Origin of the sequence: Sphingopyxis sp. NFH-91 (assembly GCF_021401285.1) — a bacterium.
Taxonomy (GTDB): Bacteria; Pseudomonadota; Alphaproteobacteria; order Sphingomonadales; family Sphingomonadaceae; genus Sphingopyxis; species Sphingopyxis terrae_A.
In genome coordinates, this window is the sequence record NZ_JACBGA010000007.1 from 191,611 (window position 1) to 207,500 (window position 15,890).

The following is a 15,890-nucleotide window of genomic DNA, read 5'->3' on the forward strand; positions in this document are numbered from 1 at the left end:
CCGGGCGGTGGCCGGCCCGGCGGACAAGGATGATCGACGCCGCCCCGCGACGAAGCTCGTGCAGGGCGGACGGCGGCCCGAATGGACGGGTGACCCTCGGCTTGGCGGGGGCATCGTCAATCCGCCGGTCTGGCGTGCCTCGACGATCCTTTATGACAGTATCGCCGATCTGAAGGCGCGCGGCCATGCGACGCACGACAAGCTCTATTACGGCCGCCGCGGTACGCCGACGGTATGGGCGCTTGCCGACGCGCTGACCGAACTCGAGCCGGGCGCGGAGGGCACGCTGCTCTATCCTTCGGGCGTTGCAGCGATATCGGCGGGGCTGCTTGCGCTGCTCGCGCCGGGCGATCATCTGCTGATGGTAGACAGCGCCTATGAACCGACGCGAAGCTTTTGCGACGGCATGCTCGCGCGGTTCGGCGTGCGGACCAGCTATTATGATCCGTGCGTCGGCGCGCGCATCGCCGATCTGATCGAACCCGAAACGCGGCTGATCTTCCTCGAATCGCCGGGCAGCCTGACCTTCGAGGTCCAGGATGTGCCAGCGATCACGCGCATCGCCCGCGAACGCGGCGTCGTGACGATGCTCGACAATACCTGGGCGACCCCGCTGCTCTTTCCGGCGATCGCCCATGGCGTCGACGTGACGATGATGAGCCTGACCAAATATGTCGGCGGTCACTCGGACGCGATGATGGGATCGCTCACCGCGACGCGCAGCCTCTGGCCGCGGCTGCGGCAGGCGACCTATCAGCTCGGCCATTCGGTATCGCCCGACGATTGCGCGCTGATGCTGCGCGGACTGCGCACGCTCGATGTGCGGCTGGAGCGCCACGGCGCCAATGCGCTTGCGGTGGCGCGTTGGCTTGCGGCGCGGCCCGAGGTCGGGCGGGTTCTCTATCCGGCGCTCGCGGACGATCCGGGCCATGCGCTTTGGACGCGCGATTTTTCGGGGGCGAGCGGCCTGTTCGGCTTTACGCTGAAAGGCGCGGGCGATGCTGCCCGCGCGCGCTTTATCGACACGCTCGCTCTGTTCGGCATCGGTTTCAGCTGGGGCGGCTTCGAAAGCCTGGTGGTACCAAGCGATCCGCAGACGATTCGCACCGCGACCGATTGGACCGATCCCGATGCGCTCATCCGCCTGTCGATCGGGCTCGAGGATCCGGTCGACCTGATCGCCGATCTCGAACGCGGATTCGCGGCGCTCGGCGGCGCATCTTGATGGACGCGCTGCTCCTCCGGCTGGGCTTGCCGCGCATGGCGGAGGCCCAGCTGGCGGAGCTCGGCGTCGCCGCGATGATCGCCGGAGCGGCCTTGATCGTCGGCTGGACGCTGAAGGTTCGGCTCGGGCCGCAGCTGGCCAACTGGCTCCATGGCCGCGAACGCCATTCGCGCGGGCCGCTGACCGAACGAGCACCCGCGATTCTCGGCTGGCTGGTCGCGCTTCTGATCGCCGGAATCGGCTGGAGCGCCTGGGCCTGGACGCCCTATCCCGCGCTGCTGCTCGGGCTGGTGCTCGCTTTCTCGGCCGCGGCGACGGCGCGCAATCTGGTGCTGGGCGTCGGGCTGGGCCGCGTTCCGGCGCTGATGCTGGCGGCGGTGCTGTTCGTGGCGCTGTTGTCGCACGTCGTCGGCGGACTGGAGACCCTGCAGGACCGGCTCGATGCGATCGGCTTCAGCGCCGGGCGCATGCATGTCTCGCTGCTGTCGCTCATCAATATCGCCCTGACGGCGCTGGTGCTGTTCCTGCTGGTGCGTATCGCCAACCGGGTCGTGCGGCGCGTCGTGCGCGGCGGTCCCGACCTCGATCCCACGCAGCAATTGCTGGTCGAAAAGATCGCGAGCGTTGTGATCGTGATTGCGGCCTTTTTCGTCGGCATCGACCTGCTCGGCATCGATCTGACCGCCTTTGCGGTCTTTTCGGGTGCGCTCGGGCTCGCCGTCGGTTTCGGCCTGCAAAAGACGTTCGGCAATCTGATCGCCGGAATCATCCTGCTGATGGATCGGTCGATCAAGCCGGGTGATGTCATCGTCGTCGCCGATGCGGTGGGACGGGTGAACAAGATCGGGGTGCGCGCGGTGTCGGTCATCACGCGCGATGGCAAGGAACATCTGATTCCGAACGAACTGCTGATGACCGAGCGGGTCGAGAATTGGAGTTATTCGAGCCGCGAAGTGCGAATCAAGATGGCGGTCGGCGTCAGCTATGACAGCGATCTGCGGCTGGCGCAGCGATTGATGCTCGAGGCCGCCGACGAAGCGCCGCGCGTTCTCAAAAAGCCCGCCCCGGTGTGCTGGATCACCGGTTTCGGCGACAGCGCGGTCAACCATGAACTGCGGCTGTGGATTTCGGACCCCGAAGGTGGGCTCGGCAATATCCAGGGCGACGTTTTTCTCCGCATCTGGGACAAGTTCAAGGCGGCGGGAATCGAGATTCCCTTTCCGCAGCGCGACGTCCATGTCCGCTCGCTGCCCGAAAAAACGCCCGCCGCGGCAAAGCCGAAGCGGGCGTCTCGAAAGCCGGGCTGAGCGATACCGCTGCCCGCGTCAGAATCCCTTGGCCTTGGCGCGTTCGATTCCCTGAAGAATGATCGCCTTGGCTTCGTCGACGTCGCCCCAGCCGCCAAGTTTCACCCATTTGCCGGGTTCGAGATCCTTGTAGTGCGCAAAGAAATGCTCGATCTGCTGCAGCACGATTGGCGGCATGTCGGAGTAGCTTGCGACGTTCGCATAATAAGGGAAGGTCGAATTGACCGGCACGCACAGAAGCTTTTCGTCGCCGCCGCCATCGTCTTCCATTTTGAGGACGCCGATCGGGCGGCATTTGACGACCGCACCGGCAACCACCGGCGACCGCGCAACCACCAAGGCATCGAGCGGATCGCCGTCTTCGCCCAGCGTATGCGGAATGAAGCCATAATTGGCGGGATAGCGCATCGGCGTGTGCAGGAAGCGATCGACGAACAGCGCGCCCGACGCCTTGTCGAATTCATATTTCACCGGCTCGCCGCCGATCGGCACCTCGATCAGCACGTTGAGGCTGTCGGGCGGACTGTCGCCGGCGGGGATCAGGTCGATGCGCATGGGAGAGTATCCTTATCTGGTGATTTGCGCGCGCCTTTAGCGCCCGTGGGCGCCGAAAGTCGAGGCCATTACGACCAAAGATAGGCCGGCGCGATCAGAGCGCGCGTTTGGGCGCGAGCAGCCGGTCGAACCAGTCGGGCCCCGTGCCGACCTTTTCAAGGTGCGGCCAGCGCAGCCCGCCATGATAGTCGATCTCGACCGTCCGGTAGCGGCCGCCGCGTTCGACGAGCAGCCGAACCGGTGTCTTGCCGTCGGCGGCGGCACGGATCGCCGCCTCGAGCCGCTCGCGGTTATAGGCCATGCCATCGACCGCGAGGATTTTGGTGCCGTTTATGATGTCGGCGCGAAAGGCGGGGCCGTCCCACAGGATGCTGCCGGCGACGCCGTCCTTGTCCACCGTCATGCCCAGCGAATGGGTGAGGTCGAAATTCTTCGCCCGTGCCATCCGCGCCCGGTCATAGGCGTTGGGAGCATCGCGCCAGACAAGGCGGTAGCCCGCCTTTTCGATACCGCCAACGGGCGCCGGTTGGCCCGGTTCCTGAAGCCGCGTGCGCAGGAACTTGTCCCAATCATAGGGATAGACGGCGTTGAGCGCCGCGACGACATCGGCAAAATTATAGGTAACCTCGCCCCAGTCGCCGTCGCGGCCGCCGAAGAAGCCGCGCGCGAAATCATCGAGGCTCTTGGCATTGTTGGTCGCGTTTCGAATCAGCATGTCGGCCTCGAGCCAGACAAGCGAGCCTTCGTTGTAATAATCCTCGGTGCGCGTCGCGCTGGGGAAGGGGCGCGGCTTGCGCGCCGCGATCACCGGATCGAGCGTCGTATCCTCGACCGATCGCCATGCGCGCCCGGGCTGGACGCTGTAGAAGGCGGCGTTGCTCGCCCATTCGCCGAGGATCGTGTCCTTCGACTGCATCCCCGACCGGCCGGCGAGAACCAGATCCCAAAAGCTCGTCTGGCCTTCATAGACCCACAGCAGATTGCCCTGCATCGGGGTGCGATAGTCGGGGGTCCATAATTTGTCGGGGCGGCGATATTTGCCGTTCCAGCTATGCACGAATTCGTGCGGCAGCAGCCCGCGATCCGAATCGCCATCATCCCATTTGGTGAAATAGTCGGTGCCGCGGCTGTTCTCGCTGCTGCGATGATGCTCAAGGCCAATGCCGCCCAGCTCGTCGGTCAGGGCGAGCAGAAATTCGTAGCGGTCGAAATGCTTCGTCCCGAACAGCGCCAGCGTTTCCGACACAAGCGCCGCGTGCCGCGCGATCTGGTCGGGCGTCGCGTCGAGATATTTCGCCTCATCGGCGACGACGTTCAGCGTGACATTCTGACCCAGATCCCATTTGCGGAAATAGCGCCCCGCAAACATCGGGCTGTCGACCAGCGTTTCATAGCTCGTCGGCGCATAGCTGTAGCGGTTGCCGGAAATCTTGAGCCCGTCGAGCGCTGCGGCGCCGGTCCAGCCTTCGGGCAGCGTCAGGTCGAGCTGGACCGGAATCTGGCGCGTGAAATAGCCCGCGGGGTACATGCTGACCTGTTCCCATTGCAGGTTCATCATCGCCGGCGTCACCACGACCCGGCCCTCGCTGCTGCGCGTCGGCGACAGGAAGTCGAAGGCGATGTCGATGTTCTTGGTGCCGGCGGGCACGTCGATGTCGAAGGCGTAGACGTCGGTCGGTTGCCGCGTCCAGCCGAGCGGCTGGCCGCCGGCGCTTGCCTTGAACCCCGCTATTTCGGCGATTGCGCCGCGCGGTGCGTGCTTGCCGGGAAGCCATTGCGGATAGAGCAGGGTGAATTTGCCCGCGCGCGGCACCGGAATGGTCTGGCGCACGCGATAGATGCCGCGGGCAAAGTCGGTCGCATCGACCTTGAGCAGCATCATGCCGGGATAGGGTTTGTCGGCGGGCAGCGGGATCACATGGGGCTGAACCACCGGTTGCGGTCGGCTGTTGGCCTCCTGGGCGGCGGTGGCGGATACAAACAGGGCGGGGGCCGCAATCAGCGCGGCGGCGACGAACGGTGCTTTTTTCATGGGCAGCGACTCTGCCGCCAAATGCCGCCGCCGTCCAGCGCGGGCTTGCGCAAGCGCGCTTTGCCTTTCGCCGAAAAAAGATTAGACGCGCGGCGCATGAGCAAGGACAAAAACGCGAAGATCAGCGTCCCCCAGCCGGTGCGCGGCACCCAGGACATGCTCGGCGAATTCGCCGACCGGTTCGCGCATGTCGTCGACGCGTTCGACCGGGTGCGCCGCCTCTATGGTTTCAAGCGCGTCGAGGTGCCGGTGATCGAGCCGACCGCGGTGTTTGCCCGCTCGCTCGGCGAAACGACCGACGTCGTGTCGAAGGAAATGTATTCGTTCGAGGATCGCGGCGGCGAATCGATCACGCTGCGCCCCGAATTCACGGCCGGCATCGCGCGCGCCTATATCACCAACGGCTGGCAGCAGTTTGCGCCGCTGAAGGTCGCGACGCACGGTCCGCTGTTCCGGTACGAGCGCCCGCAGAAGGGCCGCTACCGCCAGTTTCACCAGCTCGATGCCGAAGTGATCGGCAGCGACAATCCGCTCGCAGATGCCGAACTGCTCGTCTTCGCCGACCAGCTTTTGAAGGAACTGGGCGTCGCCGACGGCGTGACGCTGACGCTCAACACGCTGGGCGATGCGCCAAGCCGCGATGCGTGGCGCGCGGCGCTGGTCGAGCATTTCGAGGCCCACAAGGGCGACCTGTCCGAAGACAGCCTGGCGCGGCTCGACAAAAATCCGCTGCGGATATTGGACAGCAAGGATCCCAAGGATCGCCCGGTTGCCGACAGCGCCCCCGACATCGACGCGTTTCTGACCGCCGAAGCCCAGGATTTCTTTGGCGCGGTCACGTCCGGTCTCGACGCCGCGGGCGTCGCGTGGGACCGCAACGCGCGGCTGGTGCGCGGGCTCGACTATTACCGCCACACTGCCTTTGAGTTCGTCACCGACCGGCTGGGCGCCCAGGGCACCGTGCTCGGCGGCGGGCGCTACGACGGCCTTATCGAAGCGCTCGGCGGCCCTCCGACCGCGGCGGTCGGCTGGGCGGCGGGGATTGAGCGGCTGGCGATGTTGCTTGGCGACGATGCGATCGACACACGCCTCGACGCGGTGATTGCGGTCGAGGACGATGGCCAGCTCGCACTTGCGATGCGGGCTCTTGCAGCGCTTCGTACCGGAGGCTTCGCCACCGAAATTGTGGCGACCGGGTCGCCGCGCAAGCGTTTCGACAAGGCTGCAAAAATTCCGGCGCAAGCGCTGGTGTCAATCGGAACGCGCGACGGTTCGCCGCATGTCAACGTGCGCGGCGACGGAGAGCGGGCGCGCGCGGTTGAGGCGCTCGTCCGCGCACTGTGATGACCAGCGTTTCCGAAAAACAGATCGACGCCATCATCGAACGGCATGCCGCGCTGCAGGCGCGCATGGCGACGGGCGATATGGCGCCCGCCGATTTCGTTGCGGCATCGAAGGAATTTGCCGAGCTCGAACCGGTCGCCAGGGCGGCGGCCGAAGTGATGCGGCTGCGCGGTGAGCTGGCGTCGCTCGCCGAGATGCTCGCCGATCCCGAGATGAAGGCGATGGCCGCCGAGGAAATCGCCGCGCTCGAGGAAGCGCTGCCCGCCGCCGAGCATGACCTTGCCATCAAGCTGCTGCCCAAGGATGTCGCCGACGAACGCGCCGCGATGCTCGAAATCCGCGCCGGCACCGGCGGCGACGAGGCGGCGCTGTTCGCGGGCGACCTTTTGCGCATGTACAGCCGCTATGCCGACAGCCAGGGCTGGAAGGTCGAGATCATCTCGGCCAACGAGGCCGAGGTTGGCGGCTACAAGGAAGTTGTCGCGTCGGTGAGCGGTCAGGGCGTCTTTGCGAAACTGAAATTCGAAAGCGGCGTCCACCGCGTCCAGCGCGTGCCGGTCACCGAAAGCGGCGGGCGCATCCACACCAGCGCTGCGACCGTCGCTGTGCTGCCCGAGGCTGAAGAGGTCGACGTTGCGATCAACGACAATGACCTCAAGATCGATATCTACCGCGCGTCGGGCGCCGGCGGCCAGCACGTCAACACGACCGATTCGGCGATCCGTATCACGCATATCCCCTCCGGCCTGGTCGTGATTCAGCAGGACCAGCGCAGCCAGCACAAGAATCGCGCCAAGGCGATGCAGGTCCTGCGCGCGCGGCTCTATGATCTGGAGCGCGAGAAGATCCACAGCGCCGAGGCATCGGCGCGCAAGTCGATGGTCGGGTCGGGCGACCGGTCGGAGCGCATCCGCACCTATAATTTCCCGCAAGGCCGCGTCACCGATCACCGCATCAACCTGACGCTCCACCGCCTGCCCGAGATATTGGAAGGGCAGATGGACGAACTGATCGACGCGCTGATCGCCGAGGATCAGGCGCAGCGGCTGGCGGGGCTTGCCGATGGCTGACCGGCGCGGCGAGGCGGATAATAATCTGCGCACCGCGACAAATCTCCTGTCCGCGACGAGCGACACGCCCCGGCTCGATGCCGAATTGCTGATGGCGCACGCGCTCGGGATCGACCGCCAGGCCCTGTTGCTCGATTCTTCGCGCTATGAGGTGCCCGAGAGTTTCGTGCAGCTGGTCGCGCGGCGCATGGGCAGCGAGCCGATCGCCTATATTGTCGGCTATCGCGATTTCTGGACGATCCGCCTCGAATTGGGCCCCGGCGTACTAATTCCGCGGCCCGACAGCGAAACGCTGATCGAGGCCGCCATCGCGCTTGCGCGCGGGCGCGAGGCGGACTGGCCGCGCACCATCCTCGATCTGGGCACCGGTCCGGGAACGCTGCTGCTCGCGGCGCTCGACGCTTTTCGGGGCGCGACGGGGCTGGGAGTCGATGCGTCGGAACAGGCGCTCGCCTATGCCCGCGTCAATGCGGAAGCGTTGGGCTTCGCGGCGCGGACGACGTTCCGCGCGGGCGACTGGGCGGCGGGGCTCGATGGCGCGTTCGACCTCATTTTATGTAACCCGCCCTATATCGCCGACGACGAGGCGCTGATGCCTGACGTTGCCGATCATGAACCCGCAGAGGCGCTGTTCGCGGGCGCCGACGGGTTGGACGACTATCGCCGGATCATTCCCGATCTGCCGCGCCTGCTGGCACCCGGCGGAGCCGCGATCCTTGAAATCGGGCATCAGCAACGCATATCGGTGTCGCAGCTGGCCGAGGCGGCGGGTTTCGCCGTCGCCTGTCGCCGCGACATCGGCGGCCGCGATCGGGCGCTGGTGCTGACCCGGCCCGAATGATGCAGCGCAAGAATTTGCTTGGTTTCCGCCGCAAAGCCCTGTAGGGGCGGCCTACAGACCCGAGCGGGAACCTTCATTGGTCCGGCCGGTCTGCTTCCCACTTGCGATGCTCGTGCGGGGCTTTGGCCCGGTGCAGGCGGTAAGGGCAAAAACCGCGCGGCAAGCGCGGGCGCGGCGCGCAAATGGCGCGGTCGGCCAAAAGGGGTTGGCGTAGCTTATCAGCTTATCAGGATGTCTCAGTTGAACATGAACAACCGGCAGAGCGGTCGCCGTCGCGGCCGCAACAATAACAACAACCGTTCGCAGTCGGGTGGCGGCCGCGGCGGTGTCGACCAGGCCAATCGTATCGACAGCCGGGCGCGCGGCAACGCGGCGCAGATGATCGAGAAATACAAGAATCTCGCGCGCGACGCCCAGCTTTCGGGCGACCGTGTCCAGACCGAATATTATCTTCAGTTTGCCGACCATTATTTCCGCGTGCACAGCGATTTCCGCGCCCGCCAGGAAGAACGGAACGGCGGCGCGCCGGATCGCAACGATCGCCAGCGCGAAATTCGCGGCGTCGAGGATTTCGACGCGCACGACGACACCGATCTCGATAGCGACGACAATGACGGCGACCGCGATCAGAGCGAGAGCCGCGACCGCCAGGGCGACGACAATCGCGGCAACCGCCGCGATCGCGACCGCAATAATGACCGCAACACTGATCGCGGCAACGACCGGGGCAACCGTCGCAACAATCGCGATGCGGCGCGCAGCGATGACGATGCCGGTGGCGATGGCGAGAGCTCGACGGAAGCTGAAGCGAGCGAAGAGGCTGCACCGGCGCCGCGCCGCCGCGGCCCGCGCCGCGCCCGGCCCGAAGCTGCCGCCGAAGACAGCAGCAGCATCGACAGCGCCGCGCTCCCCCCCGCGATCGGGCGCAGCGAGCGCGCCGCCGAGGCTGAAACCGCCGACGCCGATGCGCCCGCGCCGAAGGCACGCCGAACCCGCCGCACGCTCGCCGCGCGCGACACCGGGGTCGAAGCGGCCGAATAAGCCCGCGATTTCGCACTGGTTTTCACCAGCGACATGACCTAGCCTCCCGCCATCGTTCGCGATGGCTGGGGGAGAATATCGATGCGCCGGTTGGTCTTGGCTTTGGGTCCGGTGATGCTTGCCGGACTTGCACATCCCGCCTTGGCGCAGGACGGCGACCCTGCCACCGCGCAGGGCGATGTTGCGGTTACCATCTATAATAATGGCCAGTCGCTGGTGCAGGACGCGCGCCAGCTCTCGGTCACGCGCGGCCGCAACCGGATCGAATTTCCCGACGTTTCGGCGCGCATCCGGCCCGAAACGGTGACGCTCTCGGGTACCGGCCTCTCGATCGTCGAACAGAATTTCGATTTCGACCTGCTCACCCCCGACAAGCTCATGGACAAGGCGGTCGGCCAGTCGGTGACGCTGGTCCGCACCAATCCCGCGACTGGCGCGGAGAAGAGCGAGCGGGCCAAGGTGCTTGCGGCGAACGGCGGCATCGTTCTGCAGATCGGCGACCGGATCGAGGTATTGCGCGACGACGGCCTGCCCGTGCGCACCGTGTTCGACCGGCTGCCGCCCAATTTGCGCGCGCGGCCGACGCTGTCGGTGACGGTCGATGCTGCCGAGGCGGGCGCGGTGCCGGCGCGACTTTCCTATCTGACGCCCAATTTGGGCTGGACCGCCGATTATGTCGCGCTGTTCGATGCGGCGAAGGGCGCGATGGATCTTCAGGGCTGGGTGACGCTGACCAACACTACGGGTACGACCTTCACCAATGCGCGCACCCTCTTGGTGGCGGGCAATCCCAATGGCGGCGGTGGCGGCTTCACCCGGCTTGCCGGGACGATGGACAGCGCGGGCACCGAATCGAACGATCGCGAGCGGCTGGGTGACTATTATCTCTATCCGCTGCCCGCACGCACCACGATCGCCAATGCGCAGCAGAAGCAGGTCAGCTTCCTTGACGTGAAGAGTGCGCCGGCGAAGTCGACCTATGAATTCACCAATCGCTGGCTCGGCAGTAGCAACGATCCGGTCAGCGCGGCGAGCGTGCTGCGCTTTTCGACCTCGCGCCAGGGCGGGCTCGGCGACCAGCTGCCCGCGGGAACGATCCGCGTCTATATGCGCGACGCGCGCGGCGATCCGCAATTCATCGGCGAAAATCGCATCGACCATACCCCGATGGGTTCGGCGATGTCGCTGCGCACCGGCGACGCGTTCGATGTCAAGGTGCTGCCGACCATCGTCTCGCGCACGCGCAAGGGCGATTCGCGCTGGGTGACGAAGATGAAATATACGCTCAGCAACGCCCGGCCGGGTCCGATCACGGTGCAGTTGGCGCAGGACGGGCTGTGGGGCGATGTACGGATCGTCGACGAAAGCCTGAAGAGCGAACGCGTCTCCGCCGACCGCGTCGAATGGCAGGTGCCGGTCCCTGCCAACGGCAAGGCCGACGTCACCGTCACTTTCGACACCCGCTACTGAGCCGCGGCGTGGCGCGCGGCTGGCCGCTGTTGATCTGGGCCGCGGCGCTGCTCGCGCCGCCGCCGGCGCTTGCGCAGACCGAGCGGCCGATCGTCGTTTCGGCGGCGGCGCAGGATGTCGCGGTCACCGTCTATCGTGCGCCGAATCGCGGTAGCGGGCCAATCGATCCGCGCTGGCCGCGCGGCTTTGCCTTCATCACCGAAAGCCGCCGCGTGACGCTGCCCGCCGGGGTGTCGGTCGTGCGGTTCGAAGGCGTGGCCGAAGGACTGCTCCCCGAAACCGCTGTGGTGAGCGGGCTTCCCGACGGGGTAATCGAAAAGAACCGCGATGCCCGCCTGCTTTCCCCCGCCGGGCTCGTCGACGCTTATCTGAAGCGCCGCGTCACGCTTCGCCGCACCAATTTGAAGACAGGCAAGGCGATCGAGCAGGAAGCGGTGATCCAGGCCGGACCCAATGGCGGGGTCATCCTGGAAACCGCGAACGGGATCGAAGCGCTCGGCTGTTCGGGACTGCCCGAACGCATGCTCTATCCGCGCGTCCCCAAGGATCTGTCGCCGCGCCCGACGCTGTCGGTGCTTGTCGAAAGCACAGCTCCGCGCACCGTCACCATTCAGCTTCTCTATCTGGCCGAAGGGTTCGACTGGGCCGCCAATTATGTCGCGAACCGCGGCGCCGACGGCAAGACGCTCGACCTCACGGGCTGGGTCACGGTCGCCAATGGCGGCGTGACGAGCTTTCCCAATGCCCAGCTCAATGTCATCGCCGGGCGGCTCAACAAGATGTACAGCCCGCCGCTGCCGCGCAGCACGGCGGGGCCGCTGGTGCTCAAATGCTGGCCGATGGATATCACGAGCACGCATCCCTATTGGGAGCTGCCGCCGATCGACGAGTATGAAAATTACGCCGCCGATGCAGCGCAGGAGGTCGTCGTTACCGCCCAGCGTCGGGGAGCTGCGATGCGCGCCCCGCCCGCTCCGGCCGCCCCGCCTCCCCCGCCACCGCCTCCCCCGCCGCCGCCTCCCGAGGATCTTGGCGACCTCAAATTCTATCGCATCCCCTTTCGCGTCGATGTCGCGGCAAAGGGGCAGAAGCAGGTGGCGCTGCTCGCGCAGGGCGGTGTCGCGGCCGAACAGCTCTATGCGGGGTCGCTTTATAATCATGGCAATGGGCGGCCGCAGCCGCTGACGACCCGGCTGCGGGTCCAGAATCGCAAGGCGGACGGGCTTGGCCTCGCGCTTCCCGCGGGGGCGGCGATGGTCTTCGAAACGGTCGCGGGCGAGCCGTTGCTGGTCGGCGAGGCGAAAATCGGCGACAAGGCCGAGGGCGAGCGCGTCGATTATGATCTGGGGGCGAGTCCCGCGGTCCAGTATCGCACCGTCGTCCTTCCCGATTCGGATGCCGACCACCGGCTGTGGCAGGTGACGTTGACCAACGCGCGCCCGACCGACGCCGAGGTGGAATTGCTCATTCCCTTTGCCATTGACCCTGCCCCCGAAGGCTGGGAGCGGCGCGGCAACAGCTGGGTCTGGCGCGTCCGCGTTCCAGCGAACGACCGCATCGAACAAAGCTTTCGCGAAAACCGCAAGGGCGGCTGAGTGCGATCAGGCCGGCGGCAGCGGGCGCGGCCGGTGATTCTCGTCGAGCGCGACGAAAGTGAACAATCCCTCGGTGACCTTCACCTGTTCTTCGCCGCGGCCGCGGGTCGCGATCACCTCGATCCGGATGCCCATCGATGTGCGGCCGCGCCGTTCGAGATGGGCATAGACCGAGATGATGTCGCGCAGCAGGATCGGCGCGATGAATTCCATCGCCTCGATCGCCACCGTCGCGGTCGGCCCCTGCGCGATTCGCGCGGCGACGATCCCGCCCGCAATATCCATCTGCGCCAACACCCAGCCGCCAAAGATATGGCCGTTGCTGTTGATGTCGGCCGGCTGCGGCACGACGCGCAATATGGGGTCGCGAGGATTGTCGGTCATGGATTGAGGTCCGGGTCGTCCTTGAAGGGATCGTCGATCGATTCGTCGTGGCCGCTGCCGCTCGACAGAAAGACAAGTCCCATCAGCGCCGCGCCGAGCATGACCGAGAGGCCGACGCCCGCGGCGGTCGCGATCATCATGTGGATTGTCAGCGCCTCGCCCATGGTGAAGCGCAGCCAGCTCAGCGCGCCGACGACGGCGAGCAGCGAGACGATGCTCATCCCGCGCATCAGCCGGCGATAGCGCGCCCAGGCGACTTTCGAGGTATCGCGATTGTCGAGCGGCGAAGGTTTGACCATGCGCGCTTCCATGAACCAAGCCGCGGGCAAGGCCAAGCGGTAATGGCGACCCCCCGTTCGTTTCGCGCCCGCCGCGAATCATGATAGACTGCGTGGGCAACGACAGGACAATCGGGAAAGGAGCGCCAGCGCATGACGATCGGAGCGATTCTTCAGGGGCGGAGCGGTGCAGTGGTCGCGGCACGGACCGACGATATGGTGCGCGCGGTCGTCGATCTGCTTGCCCAGCATCGGATCGGTGCGGTGCCGGTACTCGACGGCGATTCGCTGGTTGGCATATTTTCCGAACGCGATTTCGTGCGCCTCGTCGCTTCCTACGGTCCCGAGGCGCTCGACCGCCGGCTCGACGAGGTGATGACGCGATCGCCGGTGACCTGCGGTCCGGACATGGCGGTGATCGGCGCGCTGTCGCAGATGACGCAGAAGCGGATTCGCCATTTGCCGGTAGTCGATGGCAGCCGCCTGGTCGGATTCGTCTCGATCGGCGACCTCGTCAAATATCGTATAGACAAGATCGAGGCCGAGGCGGCGGCGATGCGCGACTATATTGCCGGCTGACCCGCTGCTTCGGCTCCTATTGAAAATTAATCGGTTGGCGGTAACGCGAAGACTATGAAGCGCGTCGTCGACCGGATCCAGTGGTATCGCAAGCAATGGGCGCATCGGCGGCTGGCCGCCGGCGTGCTCAAGGCACGCCCCATCGTGCCCGCCGACGACGGCGTCATCTATTTCTCGATGATCGGTACGCGCGTGCTGCTGCCCTATCTCGTGTCGATCAAGTCGCTGTGGCGCCAGGTGCCGCGCGGCCGTGTCGTGATTCTGGACGACGGCACGCTCACTGATGCTGACCGCAAACTGCTCGCTCATCATCTCGGCGATCCCGAGATTCGGGCGATCGCGGCGGTCGATACCGGCGATTGTCCGCGCGGCGGGACGTGGGAGCGGTTGCTGACCATCCTCGACCTGCGCGCGGACGCCTATGTCGTCCAGGTCGATTCGGACACGGTGACGGTCGGCCCGCTTCCCGAAGTCGCCGCGGCGATCGATGCCGGGCGCAGCTTTACGTTGAAGGGCGAGGCCGCCTCGCAGATCCTGCCGCTGGCGACAATCGCCGCGCAGGCGATCGAATCGCAGCGCTTCACCAATCCCGCGGCGCATGTGCAGGGGGCGATCGAATCGGGGATGGACCGGCTCGATCTGCCGGAGCTGGCGTCGCCGGCCTATGTACGTGGCTGCTCGGGGTTCGCGGGCTTCGCGCCGAGCGGTGAGGGGCGGCGAATCGCCGAAGCCTTTTCGCGCGAGGCGACGGCGCTGCTCGGCGCCGAGCGCTGGGCGCAATGGGGCAGCGAGCAGGTGACGTCGAACTTCGTCATCGCGAATCAGCCCGACCCGCTGTTGTTGCCCTACGAGCGCTACATCAATTTCTGGAACGAAGGCGTGCCGGAAGATGCGCGCTTCATCCATTTCATCGGGACGCACCGCTTTACCGGCGGCGCCTATGCCGATGCGACGCGACGCGCCGTCGCGATGCTGCCGCGCTGACGCAGCGGCGCCGGGTCAGGCCGCGGGATTGCCGCGCGCCATCGCGACCAGATCGCCGATCGTCTCGCGCGCGAAGAGCATGAGCCCGCCGACATAAGTCAGCGCGCCGATTCCGACGAGCAGGGCGAGCCGGGGCGCCATCGAAACTTGGGCGAGCAGGCGGCCGGCGACCATCACGGCGGCCGCCATCGCCATCGCGACGAGCACCGAGGGCAGGATGGCGCGGAGCAGGGCACCCGCGCGCATCCCGATCACCGGAAGCGACCGCCACGCGGCGAAAGCGAACAGGGCCGGATAGGCGGCGATCCATGCCGCGGCGATCCCGGCGATTCCCCAATGGCCCCCGACGAGAAACGCGACCGGCATGATGAGCGCGCCGATCGCGGCGTTGCGCAGCGCGATCTCGGGCCGGCCCATCGCGTCGGTCGCGGGTTGCAGCAGCGTGAAGAGGGTCCAGAAAGGCATGGCGATCGCGAGCAGACGAATCAGCGGAATGGCGCCGGCCCATTTGTCGCCGAGCAGGACGAGGACAAGCGGTTCGGCAACGACCGCGAGCCCCAGAAAGAAGGGCATCGCCGCCGCCATGATCGCGCGCACCGCGCGGGCGAAGGGGCCGGCCAATCCTTCGGCCTCGTCGCGCAGCCTCGAATAGGCGGTGAAGGCGACTTCGTTGAGCGGCGGAATGATCTTGTTGTTGAAGATCTGCGTCAGGAACAGCGCAGTCGTGTAAACGCCGACCAGATGCGCGTCGAAGAGGCGCCCGGCGACCAATATGTCGGCCTGCGACTGGATGAAGCCGAAGAACTGGCCGATGGCGACGAGTCCGCCATAGCGCGCGATCGTGCCGGCGCCGCGGAAATCGAACGACGGCAGCATCCATGACCGCGAGACGATGGTGAAGCCGAGCGCGCGCGTCGTGAACATCGCGATCGGCGCCCAGACGAGCGCCCAGACACCCCATCCTGCGAGCGCCCCGCCCAAGGCGACCCCCGCGCCGATCAGCGAGCAGAGGATATTGACCTGCGCCTGGCGCCGGAACTCGAGCGCGCGGCCGAGCCGGGCATAGGCGAGCGCGGTGAACGGCGTGGTCAGATAGATGATCGCCTGGACGCGCAGCAGCGTCGCGACTTGCGGCTCCCTGTAATAGGCGGCCGCAAGCGGCGCCGCGGCAATCTGCAACAGTGC

General features: G+C 66.3%; 15 protein-coding genes (1 of these 15 running past the window's edge). 10 read left to right on the forward strand and 5 right to left on the reverse strand.

Annotated elements, in window-relative coordinates; translation table 11 throughout:
* Positions 1 to 7 precede the first annotated feature (7 nt).
* Both metC and L0963_RS15940 read left to right on the forward strand, forming a co-directional pair.
* On the forward strand, positions 8 to 1,225 hold the full coding sequence (gene metC / locus L0963_RS15935) for a cystathionine beta-lyase (RefSeq protein WP_186401504.1): 1,218 nt from the start codon (positions 8 to 10) through the stop codon (positions 1,223 to 1,225).
* Entirely contained in the window at positions 1,225 to 2,532 is a 1,308-nt protein-coding gene (locus tag L0963_RS15940) for a mechanosensitive ion channel family protein (RefSeq protein ID WP_186401505.1), read from the forward strand. Before metC ends, L0963_RS15940 begins: the two co-directional genes overlap by 1 nt.
* Before the next feature lie 18 nt (positions 2,533 to 2,550).
* Here L0963_RS15940 and ppa read toward each other — a convergent pair whose 3' ends face one another.
* Entirely contained in the window at positions 2,551 to 3,087 is a 537-nt protein-coding gene (gene ppa / locus L0963_RS15945; RefSeq protein WP_003041938.1) for an inorganic diphosphatase, read from the reverse strand.
* Positions 3,088 to 3,181: 94 nt separating this feature from the next.
* Complete coding sequence (locus L0963_RS15950; RefSeq protein ID WP_234180484.1) at positions 3,182 to 5,119, reverse strand: M61 family metallopeptidase; 1,938 nt, start codon at positions 5,117 to 5,119, stop codon at positions 3,182 to 3,184.
* A gap of 96 nt (positions 5,120 to 5,215) precedes the next feature.
* Here L0963_RS15950 and hisS point away from each other — a divergent pair, with 96 nt between their 5' ends.
* The 6 genes from hisS to L0963_RS15980 all read left to right on the forward strand — a co-directional run bounded on the left by hisS (position 5,216) and on the right by L0963_RS15980 (position 12,480).
* Positions 5,216 to 6,463, forward strand: coding sequence for a histidine--tRNA ligase (hisS, locus tag L0963_RS15955; RefSeq protein ID WP_234180486.1), 1,248 nt, complete (start codon positions 5,216 to 5,218; stop codon positions 6,461 to 6,463).
* Positions 6,463 to 7,533, forward strand: coding sequence for a peptide chain release factor 1 (gene prfA, locus L0963_RS15960; RefSeq protein ID WP_186401508.1), 1,071 nt, complete (start codon positions 6,463 to 6,465; stop codon positions 7,531 to 7,533). Before hisS ends, prfA begins: the two co-directional genes overlap by 1 nt.
* Positions 7,526 to 8,374 carry a peptide chain release factor N(5)-glutamine methyltransferase gene (gene prmC / locus L0963_RS15965; RefSeq protein WP_217372882.1) on the forward strand — a complete coding sequence of 283 codons (849 nt, stop codon included), beginning with the start codon at positions 7,526 to 7,528 and terminating at the stop codon, positions 8,372 to 8,374. The genes prfA and prmC overlap by 8 nt, the downstream gene beginning before the upstream one ends.
* 246 nt (positions 8,375 to 8,620) lie before the next feature.
* Positions 8,621 to 9,415: a DUF4167 domain-containing protein gene (locus L0963_RS15970; protein WP_062901464.1), complete on the forward strand. Its 795-nt coding sequence runs from the start codon at positions 8,621 to 8,623 to the stop codon at positions 9,413 to 9,415.
* An 81-nt stretch (positions 9,416 to 9,496) separates the two neighbouring features.
* Entirely contained in the window at positions 9,497 to 10,885 is a 1,389-nt protein-coding gene (locus tag L0963_RS15975; protein ID WP_217372881.1) for a DUF4139 domain-containing protein, read from the forward strand.
* 8 nt (positions 10,886 to 10,893) lie between these two features.
* A complete protein-coding gene (locus L0963_RS15980) occupies positions 10,894 to 12,480 on the forward strand; it encodes a DUF4139 domain-containing protein (RefSeq protein WP_234180489.1) in 1,587 nt (528 codons plus the stop codon).
* A 6-nt stretch (positions 12,481 to 12,486) separates the two neighbouring features.
* On the opposite strand, the gene L0963_RS15985 is transcribed toward L0963_RS15980, so the two are convergent.
* Both L0963_RS15985 and L0963_RS15990 read right to left on the reverse strand, forming a co-directional pair.
* Positions 12,487 to 12,864: an acyl-CoA thioesterase gene (locus tag L0963_RS15985; protein WP_003041896.1), complete on the reverse strand. Its 378-nt coding sequence runs from the start codon at positions 12,862 to 12,864 to the stop codon at positions 12,487 to 12,489.
* Positions 12,861 to 13,163 carry a hypothetical protein gene (locus L0963_RS15990; protein WP_058812393.1) on the reverse strand — a complete coding sequence of 101 codons (303 nt, stop codon included), beginning with the start codon at positions 13,161 to 13,163 and terminating at the stop codon, positions 12,861 to 12,863. The genes L0963_RS15985 and L0963_RS15990 overlap by 4 nt, the downstream gene beginning before the upstream one ends.
* A 132-nt stretch (positions 13,164 to 13,295) precedes the next feature.
* Here L0963_RS15990 and L0963_RS15995 point away from each other — a divergent pair, with 132 nt between their 5' ends.
* Complete coding sequence (locus L0963_RS15995) at positions 13,296 to 13,721, forward strand: CBS domain-containing protein (protein WP_062901466.1); 426 nt, start codon at positions 13,296 to 13,298, stop codon at positions 13,719 to 13,721.
* Positions 13,722 to 13,775: 54 nt separating this feature from the next.
* Positions 13,776 to 14,705 (forward strand): hypothetical protein, encoded by a 930-nt coding sequence (locus L0963_RS16000; RefSeq protein ID WP_234180491.1) that lies wholly within the window; start codon positions 13,776 to 13,778, stop codon positions 14,703 to 14,705.
* Positions 14,706 to 14,720: 15 nt separating this feature from the next.
* On the opposite strand, the gene L0963_RS16005 is transcribed toward L0963_RS16000, so the two are convergent.
* Positions 14,721 to 15,890, reverse strand: partial view of a lipopolysaccharide biosynthesis protein gene (locus L0963_RS16005; protein WP_234180493.1) — the 3' portion only. The gene runs 357 nt beyond the window's last position; 1,170 of the gene's 1,527 nt are visible here — the last part of the coding sequence; its start codon lies off the right edge, out of view; the stop codon is at positions 14,721 to 14,723.